Source organism: Pseudomonas sp. LB-090624 (assembly GCF_003205205.1).
Taxonomy (GTDB): Bacteria; Pseudomonadota; Gammaproteobacteria; order Pseudomonadales; family Pseudomonadaceae; genus Aquipseudomonas.
The window spans coordinates 1-16,470 of sequence record NZ_QJRL01000011.1; the positions used below are offsets into that span (position 1 = coordinate 1).

The following is a 16,470-nucleotide window of genomic DNA, read 5'->3' on the forward strand; positions in this document are numbered from 1 at the left end:
CCTCTAGCCCATACACAATGGCACCTATCCCAAGCACAGCAAAAATCCAGCCCAGCGCCGCCCATCCCCCGGTCAGGTCATGCACCAACCCCACCGCAAACGGCCCCATCGACGCCAGCGTGTAACCCACGCCCTGGGCCATGCTCGACAGGTTCGCGGCAACGTGGGCGTCCTTCGAGCGCAACACGATCAAGGTCAGCGCCAAGGCGAAGGTACCGCCCTGCCCGAGGCCCAACACCACCGCCCACCCCCACAGTCCGGAAAGTGGCGCATACAGGCATCCGAACAACCCCGCCAGGGTGGTCAGCATGACCAGTACGATCGCCAGGCGCTGGTCATTGCCGCGGGTGGCCAGCCAGGGCGCGCTGAGCGAGCTGATCAGTTGCACGATCACCGACCCCGATAGCACCAGCCCTGCCTCGGTCGGGCTCAGGCCACGGCCGATCAGGATCGAGGGCAACCAGCCAAAGACGATGTAGGCCAGCGACGACTGCAAGCCCATGTACAGGGTAACCTGCCAGGCCAGCGGGTCGCGCCACAGGCCACGCACGCGATAAGCCACCTTGTGCAGGCCATGCCCCTGGCGCGCCTGTGGCAGCCACACCAGCATGGCCAGCAAGGCCGGCAACACCCAGAAGCCCAGGCCCAGCGCCCAACTGCCATCGAAATGCTGGGCCAAAGGCACGGTGGCACCTGCCGCCATGGCCGCGCCCAGGCACAAGGCCATGGTGTACACACCGGTTAACGTACCTGCATGCTGCGGGAAATCACGCTTGACGATCCCGGGTAATAGCACACCGATAATACCGATGCTGGCACCCGCCATCAGGCTGCCGAGAAACACCCCAATGGCGCCGAAGGTGCTTCGCACCAGAATACCCAGCGCCAGCGTCAGGAGGATGCCGAGAATCACCCGCTCGCTGCCAAAACGCCGCGCCAACACAGGCGCCAGCGGTGCAAACAAGCCCAGGCAGAGCACCGGCAAGGTGGTCAGCAAGCCCGCTTGCGAGGCATTCAGCCCCAGGCCATCGGAGACCTGGCCCAGCACCGGCGCCATGCTCGACAGCGCCGGGCGCAGGTTCAGCGCCACCAGCACCAGGCCCAGCAGCAGCAACCATGGCCGCCTTGGCAGCGCGGGCTGCTGCTGAACCTGCTCGTCGTCAGCCTCGGCGTCGATCAGCAACTCTTCGAGGTCCCGCGGGTTCTGCGGGGTTTTGCGGGTGATGAATTCAGCCATGGCCTTCTCGGGTTCAGGATTCGATGAGGGTACGGCTCAGGCGCTTGGCCCGCTCCGCGTCGCGTTGCTCGATGGCGTCGAGGATCTGCCCATGCAGGTCGAACGTGGCCTGGCAGCGTGGCACGGTGGCCATGTTGTGTTGCAGCGCGGCAGCCACCACCCCGGAAAAGTAGCGATACAACTCGCTTAACGCCGGGTTGTGGGCGGCATCGACCAACCGTTGGTGGAACACCAGGTCGCAGGCCACATAGGTATCGACATCCCCGTGAAAGTGCCCGGCACTGCCGGCCAGGGCCTCGCGTAGCGCCTGCAGGTCAGCCTCGGTGCGCCGCACCGCTGCCAGGCCAATGGCCTCGGCTTCGAGGATATGCCGGGTTTCGCGGGCCTGCTCAGCTGTGCAGCGGGACATTGCCTGCACCGCCTGCAACGGATCCTGGGCCGTGCGCAGGTAACTGCCATCGCCTTGGCGGATTTCGACCAGGCCACTGAAAGCCAGCACGCGCATGGCCTCACGCACGGTATTACGGCTGATGCCCAGCTGCTGGGCGAGTTCAGGTTCGGTCGGCAGACGCTGGCCGACCTGCCAGTGGCCCAGCACGATACGCTCGCGCATGCGCTCCACCGCCAGTTCGACCAAGGAACGCTTGGTCAACTCACTAGTCATGCCATTCAACCAATCATCCGATGAATTCGCTCAGGGTACTGGATAGCGGGCAACAGCGCAAACCGCCTGGTATTTCTGCCAGTTGTGCTGGACAAGGCGAATTGCAACGCTCGCGGGGTACTCCCAGGAAGATACCAACATGCGACTGGCAAGCCTGCTGCTAATGCTGTTCCTGACCCTGCTGCCTGGCTGTGAACCGAGCCGCCAACCCAGCCGGCCCAAGGCGTTGTTCATCGGCCTGGACGGCGTACAACTGCGGGAATACCTGGAGTTGGGCGACGCCACCAACCTGAAGCAGCGGCTGCACCATGGCAGGGCCTACGCCGGGGGCGAGAATGGCAAAGCCAGTGAGCAGCCCACCTTGAGCGGCCCCGGGTGGGTCACGCTGTTGACAGGCGTCTGGAGCAACAAACATGGCGTCGACTCGGACGCCGAGTCCCTGCGCGTGAACCCGGCATTTCCCAGCGTCTTCAAGCGGTTGCGTCTTGCCTTGCCCAATGCCTACCTCTCCAGCATCGTCAACTGGCACCCCATCAACACGGCATTCCTGCTGGAAGACGCCCACGGCGCCGACGTGCGCGAAAGTGGTTTGACGGATGCACAAGTGATCGAGCGCACCTTGCAGGTACTCACCGATACGCCCGCAGACTTCACCTTCGTTCAACTGGACGAGCCGGACCAGGTGGGGCACAACCAGGGGTACGGCGAGCGTTACCAACAGGCATTGCGCAAGGTTGACAGCGAGATCGGTCGGCTGCTGGACAAGGTAGACCAGCGACGTCGCATGTTCCCGCAGGAAGACTGGCTGGTGATCGTCAGCACCGATCACGGCCGCGATTGTTGGGGCAAAGGCCACGGCGGCGCTTCAGAACAGGAAAAAAGCATCTTCATCGCCAGCAACAAACCGCTGAATCAGGAACTGACCGAACTGAGCGTGCCCGCGGAAATGCCAGGGCCCGACAACCTGTACGGCCTTCCCGCGCAGACCTCGGTGGCGCCCACTGTGTTACGCCATATGGGCCTGCGGTTGCAGCCGGAGTGGCTATTGGACGGCACGCCCTTGCTCGGTGATACCGGCGTGCGCAAGGCGCGGGCTGATGAGCACAAGGGGCGACTGCGCTGGAACAGCGATGCCAATGGCTACCTGACGATACTGAAGAATGGGCATGTGGTCGCCCAGGTGGCAGCCAGGGCCGGGCAATGGACCGACCCTGAAGGCATGGAGAAGCAGAACGACTACGCGCTGGTGCTGGGCGGTACACCGCTGGCGGTACGCAACAGGTCAGCGGCCAAGACGTTTGCCATAGAAGAAATCAGCTATTGAGCAGGGCGCGCTCTCTGCTGGAGCAGCCTTATACCGCTAAAAGGCTGCGTAACAGCAGAAAGCGATGCCGGTCAGTTCAACGCATCAAGCAGCGCCTGGTTCATCTCTGGCGTGCCGATGGTGATGCGCAGGAACTGGGCGATCCGCGCCTGTTTGAAGTGCCGCACGATCACGCCCTGCTCGCGCAGGCGCGCGGCCAGTTCGGCGGCATCCTGTTGCGGGTGGCGAGCAAAGATGAAGTTGGCAGCCGATGGCAGCACTTCAAAGCCCTTGGCCTGCAATTGAGTTACCAACAGCTCGCGGCTGTCGATCACCTTGCGGCAGGTTTCCTCGAAGTAAGCGCGGTCTTCGAACGCCACTGCCGCACCGACGATTGCCGCACGGTCCAGCGGGTACGAGTTGAAGCTGTTCTTGATCCGCTCCAGCGCCTCGATCAGGTCCGGATGCCCCACTGCCAGGCCTACCCGCAAGCCAGCCAGCGAGCGCGACTTCGACAGGGTCTGGGTAACCAGCAGGTTGTCATAGCGGTCGACCAGGCTGATGGCGGTTTCGCCACCGAAATCGATGTAGGCTTCATCCACCACCACCACCGAATCACGGTTGGCCTGCAGCAACTGCTCCACTGCCTGCAGCGGCATCAAGCAGCCGGTGGGTGCATTGGGGTTGGGGAAGATGATGCCGGCATTGGGCTTGTTGTAGTCTTCGATGCAGATCTGGAACTGCTCGTCCAGCGCTACTTGTTCGAAGGCGATGCCATACAGCCCACAGTAGACCGGATAGAAGCTGTAGCTGATGTCCGGGAACAGCAGTGGTGCATCGTGCTGGAACAGGCCGTGGAAGATGTGCGCCAGCACCTCGTCCGAGCCATTGCCGACAAACACCTGCGCGCTGGTCACACCGTAGTATTCGGCCACGGCCTGCTTAAGCCGGTCACCATTGGGGTCCGGATACAGCCGCAGGTTATCGTTCAGCTCGCCGCGCATGGCCTCCAGCGCCTTGGGCGAAGGGCCGTAGGGGTTTTCGTTGGTGTTCAACTTGACCAACCGTGCCAGCTTGGGCTGCTCGCCCGGCACGTATGGCACCAGGCCCTTGACGAAGGGGCTCCAGAATCGACTCATGCTCAGTTCCCCTTCTCTTGGGTCAGAATACGGTATTCAGCGCTGCGGGCGTGGGCGGTCAGCGACTCGCCACGGGCCAGGATCGAAGCAGTGTGGCCCAGCTCGGACGCACCCTGTTCGGAGCAGAAGATGATCGAAGAACGCTTCTGGAAGTCATACACCCCCAGCGGCGAGGAGAAACGCGCGGTGCCGGAGGTTGGCAGTACGTGGTTAGGGCCGGCGCAGTAGTCGCCCAGCGCTTCACTGGTGTGGCGGCCCATGAAGATCGCGCCTGCGTGGCGAATGTGCGGCAGCCAGGCCTGCGGGTCGGCTACCGACAGCTCCAGGTGCTCTGGCGCAATGCGGTTGGCGACCTCGATGGCCTGCTGCATGTCACGCACCTGGATCAGGGCGCCACGGCCATTGATCGACTTCTCGATGATTTCGGCGCGCTCCATGGTCGGCATCAGCTTGTCGATGCTGGCGGCAACACGGTCGAGGAAGGCGGCATCCGGGCTGACCAGGATGGCCTGGGCATCTTCATCGTGCTCGGCCTGGGAGAACAGGTCCATGGCGATCCAGTCCGGGTCGGTCTGGCCGTCACACACCACCAGGATTTCGGACGGGCCGGCGATCATGTCGATGCCCACCTGGCCAAATACGTGGCGCTTGGCAGTGGCGACGTAGATGTTGCCCGGGCCGACGATCTTGTCCACCTGCGGCACGCTCTCGGTGCCGTAGGCCAACGCCGCGACGGCCTGGGCACCACCGACGGTGAACACACGATCGACACCGGCAATGCACGCAGCAGCCAGCACCAGCTCGTTGACCTCGCCACGTGGGGTCGGCACTACCATCACCACTTCAGCTACACCGGCCACCTTGGCCGGGATGGCGTTCATCAGCACCGACGACGGGTACGACGCCTTGCCGCCCGGCACATACAGGCCGGCACGGTCCAACGGCGTGACTTTCTGCCCCAGCACGGTGCCATCGGCTTCGGTGTACTGCCAGGAATCCTGCTTCTGCCGCTCGTGGTAGATGCGCACACGCTCAGCGGCCTTTTCCAGGGCTTCGCGCTGCACCGGGGTAATGCGGGTCAGCGCCAGCTCCAGCCGGTCGCGCTTGAGGATCAGGTCGTCAATCGACTTGGCCTCAACACCATCGAAACGCTGGGTAAATTCCACCAGCGCAGCGTCGCCGCGCTCACGCACAGCCTTGATGATATCGAGCACGCGCTGGTTCACCGCGTCATCGGACACACTTTCCCAGCTCAGCAGATGATCCAGATGTCGGGCGAAATCCGGATCAGCAGCATTGAGACGGGCAATTGCAGTGGACACGGTCATGGCGAGGGCCTCGATTATTTACGAATGCTCAGGCGCCCTAGGCTACCAGTCCATCCGCGCGGGCACCCGAGAAAAATGGCTATGACGCGGATAGACGGGCGCGACCGCGAGAGTCGCGCGCAGGAGGTATCAGCCGCGGTGTCGCGATTCGACCGCCCCACGCAGGGTGTCGATCAGGCTCTGAATACGGGCATGCTGCATTTTCATGGAGGCCTTGTTGACCACCAGGCGCGAGCTGATCGTGGCGATCAGTTCCTGGGGCTCCAGGCCGTTGGCACGCAGGGTGTTGCCAGTGTCGACCACGTCGATGATCTTGTCGGCGAGGTTGATCAGCGGTGCCAGTTCCATCGAGCCATACAGCTTGATGATGTCGACCTGACGGCCCTGTTCGGCGTAGTAGCGCTTGGCTACGTTGACGAACTTGGTGGCGACCCGGAGGCGGCCCTTGGGCTCGGCAGCACCGACTGCACCGGCAGTCATCAGCTTGCACTGGGCAATCTGCAGGTCCAGCGGCTCATACAGGCCCTGGCCACCATACTCCATCAGCACGTCCTTGCCGGCCACACCCAGGTCGGCGGCACCATGCTCGACATAGGTCGGCACGTCGGTGGCACGCACGATCAGCAGGCGCACGTCGGCCTGCGTGGTGGGGATGATCAGTTTGCGGCTCTTGTCCGGGTTCTCGGTCGGCACGATGCCGGCCTCGGCCAGCAACGGCAGGGTATCGTCGAGAATACGGCCTTTGGAAAGCGCGATGGTCAACATTGGAACGTCGGTCCTTAAGCGGCTACTGCCGGCCAGGTCATCGACCTGGCCGCATTCAATTCGAATGGTGCGTCCATGCACCAGTGGGCTACTAGCCCGGTACGCGGCGGATTTTCGCGCCGAGCATCTGCAGTTTTTCTTCGATGCACTCGTAGCCACGGTCAATGTGGTAGATGCGGTCGATCAGGGTATCGCCTTCGGCTACCAGCGCCGACAGCACCAGGCTGGCGGAAGCACGCAGGTCGGTGGCCATCACCGGGGCGCCCTTCAGCGTCTTGACCCCGGTGACGATGGCGGTGTTGCCTTCGACCTGGATCTGCGCACCCATGCGGTGCATTTCGTACACGTGCATGAAGCGGTTTTCGAAGATGGTTTCGATGACTGCACCAGTGCCCTCGGCAATGGCGTTCAGCGAAATGAACTGCGCCTGCATGTCGGTCGGGAATGCCGGGTACGGGGCGGTGCGCAGGTTGACGGCTTTTGGCCGCTTGCCATGCATGTCCAGCTCGATCCAGTCTTCACCGGTGTTGATGTCGGCGCCGGCTTCCTTGAGTTTTTCCAGTACCGCTTCAAGGATGGTCGGGTCGGTGTCCTTGACCTTGACGCGGCCACCGGTCACGGCAGCGGCAACCAGGTAGGTACCGGTTTCGATGCGGTCAGGCATTACGCGGTAGCTGGCCGATGCCAGGCGCTCGACGCCATCGATGGTGATGGTGTCGGTGCCAGCGCCCTGGATGTTGCCGCCCATGGCGTTGATGAAGTTGGCCAGGTCGACCACTTCAGGCTCGCGCGCGGCGTTCTGCAGCACGCTGCGGCCCTTGGCTAGGGCAGCGGCCATCATGATGTTCTCGGTACCGGTAACGCTGACGGTATCGAAGAAGAAGTGCGCACCGCGCAGGCCACCTTCCGGCGCCTTGGCCTTGATGTAGCCGCCTTCGACTTCGATCTTCGCGCCCATGGCTTCGAGGCCACGGATGTGCAGGTCGACCGGGCGCGAGCCAATGGCGCAACCGCCAGGCAGGGCCACTTCGGCCTCACCGAACCGAGCGACCATAGGGCCCAGCACCAGGATCGAGGCACGCATGGTCTTGACCAGCTCGTAAGGCGCGACCAGGGTCTTGATAGTACGCGGGTCGATCTCCACCGCCAGCTTTTCGTCGATCACCGGCTCGATGCCCATGCGGCCGAACAGCTCGATCATGGTGGTGATGTCGTGCAGGTGTGGCAGGTTGCCCACGGTGACCGGGCCATCGGCCAGCAGGGTCGCCGCCAGAATCGGCAGGGCTGCGTTCTTCGCGCCCGAAATGCGGATCTCGCCGTCAAGGCGAGCGCCGCCAGTAATAATCAGTTTGTCCATTGGAATCTCGCCGCCAAGTTGGCTCAGGTGCGCTCAGCCCAGGCTGCGCTGCTGAAAAATTTCATGGTTACCGCATGGATGCTGCCATTGGCGATCCACGGATTCAGGTGAGCATAGATCGCCTGCTGGCGTTTGACCGGGCTCAGGCCAGCCAACTCGTCGCTGATCACGTTCAACTGGAAGTTGCAGCCTTCGCCTTCAACTTCGACCCGGGAACCCGGCAATTTCTCTTCAAGGAAGCTTTTAACTTCTACGGCCTGCATGCTCAACCTCAATCGGCGCCCGATGCGCACGGGTCGGCCATCATACAAAAAAGCCCCTCGCCTGCGAAGCCCAACGAGGGCTTCGCTGACCGAGGGGCCATCATCCGTGCCGGGCCATCAGGTTGCCAGCACTTCATCGAGGTCATAGACCTCGGCAATTTCACGCATGTCGTCAGGCATGCCGCGCACCTGGCAAGCCTTGCCGGCCGCCTGGGCATCACGCATGAACGCCAGCAGCAGCGACAGGCCGACACTGGTGGAGCGCTGTACTGCCGTGCAATCGAGCACCAGTTGCGCGTCACGGCTAGCCGCGATCAGCGCCTTGCCTTGCTTGCGCAAGGCCGGCCCGCTGCGGAAGTCCAGCACGCCGGCCAGGCACAACACCCCCGGCTCGGCCATGCTTACGGCAGCCTCGCTCATTTGACGGTCTTCTCCGGCGAGCTGTCGGCAGTCTGCTTGGCCTTGGCCACTTCGCCGGCCCAGCCGTCGATGGTCTTGTCCAGGTCGTTGCCGTTGCGCTGCATGGCATCGGCGAACTGGTCGCGGAACAGCTTGCCGATATTGATGCCGTTGACGATGACGTTACGCACCTTCCACTCGCCGGCGATGTTTTCCAGGGTGTACTGCACCGGGTATACGGCACCGTTGTTGCCGGTGACCTTCATGCCGACGCTGGCACGCTTGCCGTCATCAGCCTTGGCCGGGTCGACGGTGATGCCCTGGTTGTTGTACTCCAGCAGCGCGTTGCCATAGAACTGCATCAGGCTGCGCTTGAAGTTTTCCTGGAAGCGCTGCATCTGCTCCGGGGTAGCCTTGCGCGAGTACTTGACGGTCATGATGCTGCGGGAAATACCGTCCGCGTCCACCACCGGGCCAAGAATGCGGTTGAGCGCATCGTAGAAGGCGTTGGGGTTGGACTTGTACTGTTCCTTGTTGGCCTTGAGGTCGCCGAGCAGTTCAGTGGTGGTGCCCTGAACCACATCGTGCGGGGTTTGCGCCGCCATGGTCAGCAGGGGGAAGGCCGCCAGCAGAACCAGCAGGCCACGTCGCAGGATCGAAATCATGGAAACTCCTTAATTAGCCGGTTGCGCTTCTTTCGGTTCCTTGCCAACGGAGTTGAGCAGGAACTTGCCAATCAGATCTTCCAGCACCAGCGCCGACTGGGTGTCGTGGATGGTCGCGCCGTCCTTGAGCACTTCGTCCTCACCGCCAACGCTGATGCCGATGTACTTCTCGCCAAGCAGACCAGCGGTCAGGATCGAGGCAGTGGAGTCGGTCGGCAGGTTGTCCACCGACTTGTCCAGCTGCAAGGTCACCCGACCGGTGTAGGAATCACGGTCCAGATCGATGGCGGTGACCTTGCCGATGGTCACGCCGGCCATGGTCACTTTAGCTCTGACCGTCAAACCGGCGATATTGTCGAAGTAGGCATAAACTTTATAGGTATCGCTGCTCGGGCTGGCCGACAGCCCGCTGACACGCAGGGCCAGCAGCAGCAGCGCCAGGATCCCGGCCAGGAGGAACAGGCCGACACCGATTTCCAGGGTGCGGTTTTGCATCAGAAATCTCCAAACATCAAGGCGGTCAGAATAAAGTCCAGACCCAGCACTGCCAACGAGGCGTAGACCACGGTCTTGGTGGTGGCACGGCTGATCCCTTCTGAGGTGGGCTCGCAGTCGTACCCCTGGAATACGGCGATCCAGGTCGTGACGAAGGCGAATACCAGGCTCTTGATCAAGCCGTTGAGCACGTCGTCGGTGAAAGAAACACTGTTCTGCATGTTGGCCCAGAACGAGCCTTCGTAGACCCCCAGCCAGTCCACCGCCACCCACGACCCGCCCCAGATGCCGACCACGCTGAAGATCAGCGCCAGCAACGGCAGCGAGATGAAACCAGCCCACAGGCGTGGTGCAACGATGTACTTGAGCGGGTCGACGCCGATCATTTCCAGGCTCGACAGTTGCTCGGTGGACTTCATGTTGCCAATTTCGGCGGTCAGGGCAGAACCGGCGCGACCGGCGAACAGCAATGCTGTCACCACCGGCCCAAGCTCACGCAGCAGGGTCAGGGCGACCATCTGCCCCACCGCCTGCTCCGAGCCGTACTTGGTCAGGATGCTGTAGCCCTGCAGCGCCAGCACCATGCCGATGAACACGCCTGACACCACGACGATCGCCAGCGACAGCACGCCCACCGAGTACAGCTGCTTGGTCAGCAACTGGAAGCCGCCGCCGATGCCGCCGCGGCCGACCAGTGCATGGAACAGGAACAGGCAGGAACGCCCCAGTACCGCCACCACGTCGATTGCCGAGCGGCCCAGCAGGCGGACGCGTTCGAGTAAGGATTTTCTGCGCATCAACGCGCCCCCAGCAGGTCGGCGCGGTAGTCAGGCGCAGGAAAGTGAAAGGGAACCGGGCCGTCCGGGTCGCCTTTCATGAACTGGCGAATCCGCGGGTTGTCCGAGCCCATCAGCTCGTCAGGCGTGCCCTGGCCCAGCACCTGGCCATCACCCACCACGTAGATGTAGTCCGCGATACTGGCGGTTTCCGCCAGATCATGGGAAACCACGATGCTGGTGATGCCCAAGGCATCGTTGAGCAGGCGGATGAGGCGCACCAGAACGCCCATGGCAATAGGGTCCTGGCCGACGAACGGTTCGTCGTACATGAGAATCTGCGGGTCCAGCGCAATCGCCCGGGCCAGGGCGACACGGCGCTTCATGCCACCGGACAGCTCGTCGGGCATCAGGTCGATGGCACCGCGCAGGCCCACCGCCTGCAGCTTCATCAACACGATGTCACGGATCATTTCGTCCGACAGCTGCGTATGCACGCGCAACGGGAACGCAACGTTCTCGAACACATCGAGGTCGGTGAACAGCGCACCGCTCTGGAACAGCACCCCCATTTGCTTGCGGGCGTCGAACAGGTCACTGCGCGACAGCGTCGGCAGGTTCTGCCCGGCAACCCATACCTCACCACCGGAGGGGCGCAGCTGCGCGCCCATCAGGCGGAGCAACGTGGTCTTACCGCAACCCGATGGCCCCATGATACCGGTGACCTTGCCGCGCGGGATGCGAATGTCGACGTTGCTGAAAATGCTGCGCGAACCGCGTTTGAAGGTAACACCCTTCAACTCGACCGCGTAGGCGCTATCCACACTCATCTAGACTCCTTGCTGATGCAGCCTCGTCCATATGGACGCCGGCCTCCATCTGGAAGGCACACGCACCCCTGACAGGCCGAATAGCGGCGAACTATAGCACCGCTGACAGCGCCGCCCCAAGGCCGGGCAACGAGGTCGTTCAGCGCCGCGACAGGCAGGCAGGTGTTTTACCTGTGGCAATCGAAAGCGTGAGGGTTTCTTACATTGCGGCTATAATCGCCGCCTTTTCATCAGGCATTGCTTTTTCGACATGAGCCAATCCAGCGAGCTGATCCAATCCGCCCAACGCACCCTGCGCCTGGAACTCGAGGCCGTAGAGGGCCTGCTGGCGCGCATCGACGACAATTTCGTCAAGGCCTGCGAACTGATCCTGGCCAGCAAGGGCCGGGTCGTCGTGGTCGGCATGGGCAAGTCCGGGCACATCGGCAACAAGATCGCCGCGACCCTGGCCAGCACCGGTACTCCGGCGTTTTTCGTGCATCCGGCCGAAGCCAGCCATGGCGACATGGGTATGATCACCCGCGACGATGTCATCCTTGCCCTGTCGAATTCCGGCAGCACTGCCGAAATCGTCACCCTGCTGCCACTGATCAAGCGCCTGGGCATCAAGCTGATCAGCCTGACCGGCAACCCCGATTCGCCGCTGGCCCAGGCCGCCGAGGTCAACCTTGACGCCCGCGTCGAGCAAGAGGCTTGCCCGCTGAACCTGGCGCCCACTTCCTCGACCACCGCATCGCTGGTGCTGGGCGACTGCCTGGCCATCGCCCTGCTCGAGGCCCGCGGTTTCACCGCCGAGGACTTCGCCTTCTCGCACCCTGGCGGTGCGCTGGGCCGGCGCCTGCTGCTGAAGGTCGAGAACGTGATGCACGCCGGCGACGAACTGCCTCAGGTACCGCGCGGCACCCTGCTCAAGGACGCACTGCTGGAAATGTCCCGCAAAGGCCTGGGCATGACCGTGATCGTCGAAGCCGATGGCAAACTGGCCGGAATCTTCACCGACGGCGATCTGCGTCGCAGCCTGGACCGCAACATCGATGTACACACTACCCTGATCGACCAGGTCATGACCGTTCATGGCAAGACCGCGCGGGCCGAGATGCTCGCCGCCGAGGCCCTGAAAATCATGGAAGACCACAAGATCGGCGCGCTGGTGGTGGTGGACCGCGAGGACCGCCCTACCGGCGCCCTGAACATGCACGACCTGCTGCGCGCTGGCGTGATGTAAGGAGCGATGGAATGAACCAGGACCTCATGCAACGCGGCAAGAGCATCAAGCTGGCAGTGTTCGACGTGGACGGCGTGCTCACCGACGGGCGCCTGTACTTCCTCGAGGACGGCAGCGAATTCAAGACCTTCAACACGCTCGACGGCCAGGGCATCAAGATGCTCATGAATTCCGGCGTGACCACCGCGATCATCAGTGGGCGCAAGACCCCAGTGGTCGAGCGCCGGGCGAAGAACCTCGGCATACCGCACCTGTACCAGGGCCGCGAGGACAAATTGGTGGTGCTTGACGGCCTGCTCGCCGAACTGGGCCTAAGCTATGATCAAGTGGCCTATCTGGGTGACGACCTGCCCGACCTGCCAGTTATTCGCCGGGTAGCACTGGGCATGGCAGTCGCCAATGCCGCGCCGTTCGTACGCCAGCACGCCCACGGCGTGACCCAGGCACGGGGCGGCGAAGGCGCGGCCCGTGAATTCTGCGAACTGATCATGCAGGCCCAGGGTACCCTGGACGCTGCCAACGCCAACTACCTGTAAGGCTGCCCATGTTCAGCAAGAAAGCCCGAAACATCGTGCTGCTCGGGGCGATCGCCGCCCTGCTGGTAGCCATTGGCTACTGGAATGTCAGCCCGGAAAGCTTCCTCGACAAGCCAGTGGCCCAGGTCGACGAAAGCGCCATCGACTACTACGCCATCAATGCCCACAGCCTGCAGTTCCTGCCAGATGGCAAACTGCAGTATGAAATGACCGCGGACAAGGTCGAACACCTCAAGGCCAGTGAAATCACCCTGCTGACCACCCCGGACCTGCACTTGTATCGCGGTACCGAGTTCCCGTGGCACGTACAGAGCACCCGCGCCGAGGTGAACCCGGACGGTACCGAGGTCGAACTGATCGACAACGTACGGGTTGCCCGCACTGACGAAAAACAGCGCGAAACCATCATTACCAGCTCACGCATGACCGTGTTCCCGCAGAAGCAATATGCGCAGACCGAGCAAGCCGTTAGAATCGACGGCGCCGGTGGCACAACTACGGGCAAAGGAATGAAAGCGTATTTGAAAGAAGGCAAGATGGACTTGCTCTCTAACGTAAGAGGACAGTATGAGGCTCGTTAAAACCCTCCCCCTTTTGCTCAGCCTGAGCGCAGCATTGGGAAGCGCGAGCGCCCTCGCCCTGCCGAATGACCGTGACCAGCCTATTCGCATCCAGGCCGATAATGCCCACCTGGATGACAAGCAAGGCGTGGCCACCTACACCGGCGATGTGATCATCACCCAGGGTTCGATGATGATCAAAGGCAACACCGTGACCATCACTCGCTCCGCCTCTGGCGATATCGACGTGGTGACCTCGGTGGGCAACCTGGCCTACTTCGAGCAGCAGCAGAGCGCGGCCAAGCCGGACAAGATGAAAGGCTGGGGCGTAACCATCCAGTACCAGTCGCAAAAAGACCTGGTGATCCTTACCGATCGCGCCAAGGTCGAAAACGAAGGCAACACCACCGAGGGCGAGAAAATCGTCTACAACACCCAGACCCAGGTGGCGACCGCCGGTCGTGGTGGCAACGTGACCTCACCGCGTCAGCGTATCGACATGGTGATCCAGCCCAAGAAGAAGGCCGAGTAAATGGCAACCCTCAAAGCCCAGCACCTGGCCAAGAGCTACAAGGGTCGACAGGTGGTACGTGACGTCAGCCTGTCAATCGACAGCGGTCAGATCGTCGGCCTGCTCGGCCCCAACGGCGCCGGCAAGACCACCTGCTTCTACATGATCGTCGGGCTGGTCCAGGCCGAACAGGGCCGGGTGCTGATCGATAGCCTCGATGTCAGCCATCAGCCCATGCACGGCCGTGCCCGCGCCGGCATCGGCTACCTGCCGCAGGAAGCGTCGATTTTCCGCAAGCTGTCGGTGGCCGATAACATCATGGCCATCCTCGAGACCCGCAAGGACCTCGACCGCGACGGCCGGCGCAAAGAGCTGGAAAGCCTGCTGCAGGAGTTCCACATCAGCCATATCCGCGACAACCTCGGCATGAGCCTGTCCGGCGGTGAACGCCGCCGCGTCGAGATTGCCCGCGCACTGGCGACCGCGCCCAAATTCATCTTGCTGGACGAACCCTTTGCCGGTGTCGACCCGATCTCGGTCGGCGACATCAAGCAGATCATCCACCACCTCAAGGCCAAGGGCATCGGCGTATTGATCACCGACCACAACGTCCGCGAGACACTGGATATCTGCGAAACCGCCTATATCGTCAACGATGGCCGGCTAATCGCCGAAGGCGACGCCGAAACCATCCTGGCCAACGATCTGGTCAAAGAGGTTTACCTGGGCCACGAGTTCCGCCTCTGACCCTGGCATGGGCCTGGAGTACTGGCTATTAGCCCCGAGACCCGGGCTAAAGTTGTTACGGTACTCTAGGCAAACGCTACAATTTAAGGCATAAAACTTGCTTGATCTGGCGCCCCGGCGCCCTCGTGTAGTGGATGGCGCATGCGCGCCGGCGAACAAGGTATTAAGCCCCAGCCATGAAACCATCGCTCGTCCTAAAAATGGGCCAGCAACTGACGATGACACCGCAGTTGCAACAGGCCATCCGCCTGCTCCAGCTCTCCACCCTGGACCTCCAACAGGAAATCCAGGAAGCGCTGGAGTCGAACCCGATGCTCGAACGTCAGGAAGACGGCGACGACTTCGACAATAGCGACCCGATGGCGGACAACGCCGAGAACAAGCCGGCCGCCGAAGTCCAGGACAACAGCTTCCAGGAAAGCACCGTGAGTGCCGACAACCTGGAAGACGGTGAGTGGAGCGAGCGTATCCCCAACGAGCTTCCGGTCGACACCGCCTGGGAAGACATCTACCAGACCAGTGCCAGCAGCCTGCCGAGCAACGATGACGACGAGTGGGACTTCACCACCCGCACATCGGCCGGCGAAAGCTTACAAAGCCACCTGCTGTGGCAACTGAACCTGGCCCCGATGTCCGACACCGACCGGCTGATCGCCGTGACCCTGATCGACAGCATCAACGGCCAGGGCTATCTGGAAGACACCCTCGAGGAGATCTGCGCGGGCTTCGACCCGGAGCTGGATATCGAGCTGGACGAGGTCGAAGCGGTGCTTCACCGCATCCAGCAGTTCGAACCGGCCGGCGTCGGCGCCCGTAATCTGGGCGAATGCCTGCTGCTGCAACTGCGCCAGCTGCCCGCCAATACCCCGTGGATGAGCGAAGCCAAGCGCCTGGTCACCGACTTCATCGACCTGCTCGGCAGCCGTGACTACAGCCAGCTGATGCGGCGCATGAAAATCAAGGAAGACGAGCTGCGCCAGGTGATCGAGCTGGTGCAAAGTCTTAACCCGCGCCCCGGTTCGCAGATCGAGTCCAGCGAACCCGAATACGTGGTACCTGATGTGATCGTGCGCAAGGACAGCGATCGCTGGCTGGTCGAGCTGAACCAGGAAGCCATCCCGCGCCTGCGCGTCAACCCGCAGTACGCCGGTTTCGTGCGCCGAGCAGACACCAGCGCAGACAACACGTTCATGCGCAACCAGCTGCAGGAAGCGCGCTGGTTCATCAAGAGCCTGCAAAGCCGCAATGAAACCCTGATGAAGGTGGCCACGCAAATCGTCGAGCACCAGCGTGGCTTCCTCGACCACGGCGACGAAGCCATGAAGCCGTTGGTGCTGCATGACATCGCCGAGGCAGTGGGCATGCACGAGTCGACCATTTCGCGGGTTACCACGCAGAAATACATGCATACCCCGCGTGGCATCTACGAACTGAAATACTTTTTCTCCAGCCACGTGAGCACCGCAGAAGGCGGAGAATGCTCGTCCACGGCGATCCGCGCGATCATCAAGAAACTGGTTGCGGCGGAAAATCAGAAAAAGCCATTGAGTGACAGCAAGATCGCTGGTTTACTGGAGGCACAAGGCATCCAGGTAGCCCGTCGCACCGTCGCCAAGTACCGCGAGTCCCTCGGCATCGCACCGTCGAGCGAGCGCAAGCGACTGATGTAG

Annotated in this window: 19 protein-coding genes; 7 read left to right on the forward strand and 12 right to left on the reverse strand. The window is 62.3% G+C overall.

Annotated features, from left to right (window positions below):
- Both DMX11_RS12780 and DMX11_RS12785 read right to left on the reverse strand, forming a co-directional pair.
- Positions 1 to 1,237: MFS transporter (locus tag DMX11_RS12780; RefSeq protein WP_110744857.1), on the reverse strand; the 1,237-nt coding region annotated here is incomplete at its 3' end.
- Positions 1,238 to 1,250: 13 nt separating this feature from the next.
- Positions 1,251 to 1,901 carry a FadR/GntR family transcriptional regulator gene (locus DMX11_RS12785; RefSeq protein ID WP_110744858.1) on the reverse strand — a complete coding sequence of 217 codons (651 nt, stop codon included), beginning with the start codon at positions 1,899 to 1,901 and terminating at the stop codon, positions 1,251 to 1,253.
- A gap of 139 nt (positions 1,902 to 2,040) precedes the next feature.
- On the opposite strand from DMX11_RS12785, the gene DMX11_RS12790 reads away from it, so the two are divergent.
- On the forward strand, positions 2,041 to 3,225 hold the full coding sequence (locus tag DMX11_RS12790) for an alkaline phosphatase family protein (protein WP_110744859.1): 1,185 nt from the start codon (positions 2,041 to 2,043) through the stop codon (positions 3,223 to 3,225).
- 71 nt (positions 3,226 to 3,296) lie between these two features.
- Here the strand turns inward: DMX11_RS12790 and hisC are convergent, their stop codons facing one another.
- From hisC to DMX11_RS12840, 10 genes are all read right to left on the reverse strand, one after another.
- Positions 3,297 to 4,343 (reverse strand): histidinol-phosphate transaminase, encoded by a 1,047-nt coding sequence (gene hisC, locus DMX11_RS12795; RefSeq protein ID WP_110744860.1) that lies wholly within the window; start codon positions 4,341 to 4,343, stop codon positions 3,297 to 3,299.
- A 2-nt stretch (positions 4,344 to 4,345) separates the two neighbouring features.
- Positions 4,346 to 5,671: a histidinol dehydrogenase gene (gene hisD, locus DMX11_RS12800; protein WP_110744861.1), complete on the reverse strand. Its 1,326-nt coding sequence runs from the start codon at positions 5,669 to 5,671 to the stop codon at positions 4,346 to 4,348.
- Between the two features lie 129 nt (positions 5,672 to 5,800).
- The gene (hisG, locus tag DMX11_RS12805; protein WP_110744862.1) at positions 5,801 to 6,436 is read right to left on the reverse strand and encodes an ATP phosphoribosyltransferase; all 636 of its coding nucleotides are present in this window, start codon (positions 6,434 to 6,436) and stop codon (positions 5,801 to 5,803) included.
- Positions 6,437 to 6,527: 91 nt separating this feature from the next.
- Entirely contained in the window at positions 6,528 to 7,793 is a 1,266-nt protein-coding gene (murA, locus tag DMX11_RS12810; protein WP_110744863.1) for a UDP-N-acetylglucosamine 1-carboxyvinyltransferase, read from the reverse strand.
- A 23-nt stretch (positions 7,794 to 7,816) separates the two neighbouring features.
- The gene (locus DMX11_RS12815; RefSeq protein ID WP_003255121.1) at positions 7,817 to 8,056 is read right to left on the reverse strand and encodes a BolA family protein; all 240 of its coding nucleotides are present in this window, start codon (positions 8,054 to 8,056) and stop codon (positions 7,817 to 7,819) included.
- 117 nt (positions 8,057 to 8,173) lie between these two features.
- Positions 8,174 to 8,476, reverse strand: a complete 303-nt coding sequence (locus tag DMX11_RS12820; RefSeq protein WP_110744864.1) for a lipid asymmetry maintenance protein MlaB — start codon at positions 8,474 to 8,476, stop codon at positions 8,174 to 8,176.
- A complete protein-coding gene (locus tag DMX11_RS12825) occupies positions 8,473 to 9,120 on the reverse strand; it encodes a phospholipid-binding protein MlaC (protein ID WP_110744865.1) in 648 nt (215 codons plus the stop codon). The genes DMX11_RS12820 and DMX11_RS12825 overlap by 4 nt, the downstream gene beginning before the upstream one ends.
- A 9-nt stretch (positions 9,121 to 9,129) precedes the next feature.
- On the reverse strand, positions 9,130 to 9,615 hold the full coding sequence (mlaD, locus tag DMX11_RS12830) for an outer membrane lipid asymmetry maintenance protein MlaD (protein ID WP_010952152.1): 486 nt from the start codon (positions 9,613 to 9,615) through the stop codon (positions 9,130 to 9,132).
- On the reverse strand, positions 9,615 to 10,412 hold the full coding sequence (mlaE, locus tag DMX11_RS12835; protein WP_110744866.1) for a lipid asymmetry maintenance ABC transporter permease subunit MlaE: 798 nt from the start codon (positions 10,410 to 10,412) through the stop codon (positions 9,615 to 9,617). The genes mlaD and mlaE overlap by 1 nt, the downstream gene beginning before the upstream one ends.
- Positions 10,412 to 11,221 carry an ATP-binding cassette domain-containing protein gene (locus tag DMX11_RS12840; protein ID WP_110744867.1) on the reverse strand — a complete coding sequence of 270 codons (810 nt, stop codon included), beginning with the start codon at positions 11,219 to 11,221 and terminating at the stop codon, positions 10,412 to 10,414. The genes mlaE and DMX11_RS12840 overlap by 1 nt, the downstream gene beginning before the upstream one ends.
- Before the next feature lie 250 nt (positions 11,222 to 11,471).
- Here DMX11_RS12840 and DMX11_RS12845 point away from each other — a divergent pair, with 250 nt between their 5' ends.
- The 6 genes from DMX11_RS12845 (at position 11,472) to DMX11_RS12870 (ending at position 16,470) form a co-directional block, all read left to right on the forward strand.
- A complete protein-coding gene (locus DMX11_RS12845; RefSeq protein ID WP_110744868.1) occupies positions 11,472 to 12,446 on the forward strand; it encodes an SIS domain-containing protein in 975 nt (324 codons plus the stop codon).
- A gap of 11 nt (positions 12,447 to 12,457) precedes the next feature.
- A complete protein-coding gene (locus tag DMX11_RS12850; protein WP_110744869.1) occupies positions 12,458 to 12,982 on the forward strand; it encodes an HAD family hydrolase in 525 nt (174 codons plus the stop codon).
- A gap of 8 nt (positions 12,983 to 12,990) precedes the next feature.
- The gene (gene lptC, locus DMX11_RS12855) at positions 12,991 to 13,563 is read left to right on the forward strand and encodes an LPS export ABC transporter periplasmic protein LptC (protein ID WP_110744870.1); all 573 of its coding nucleotides are present in this window, start codon (positions 12,991 to 12,993) and stop codon (positions 13,561 to 13,563) included.
- Positions 13,550 to 14,074, forward strand: coding sequence for a lipopolysaccharide transport periplasmic protein LptA (lptA, locus tag DMX11_RS12860; RefSeq protein WP_063911362.1), 525 nt, complete (start codon positions 13,550 to 13,552; stop codon positions 14,072 to 14,074). The genes lptC and lptA overlap by 14 nt, the downstream gene beginning before the upstream one ends.
- Positions 14,075 to 14,800, forward strand: coding sequence for an LPS export ABC transporter ATP-binding protein (lptB, locus tag DMX11_RS12865; protein ID WP_110744871.1), 726 nt, complete (start codon positions 14,075 to 14,077; stop codon positions 14,798 to 14,800).
- Positions 14,801 to 14,976: 176 nt separating this feature from the next.
- Positions 14,977 to 16,470: an RNA polymerase factor sigma-54 gene (locus DMX11_RS12870; RefSeq protein ID WP_110744872.1), complete on the forward strand. Its 1,494-nt coding sequence runs from the start codon at positions 14,977 to 14,979 to the stop codon at positions 16,468 to 16,470.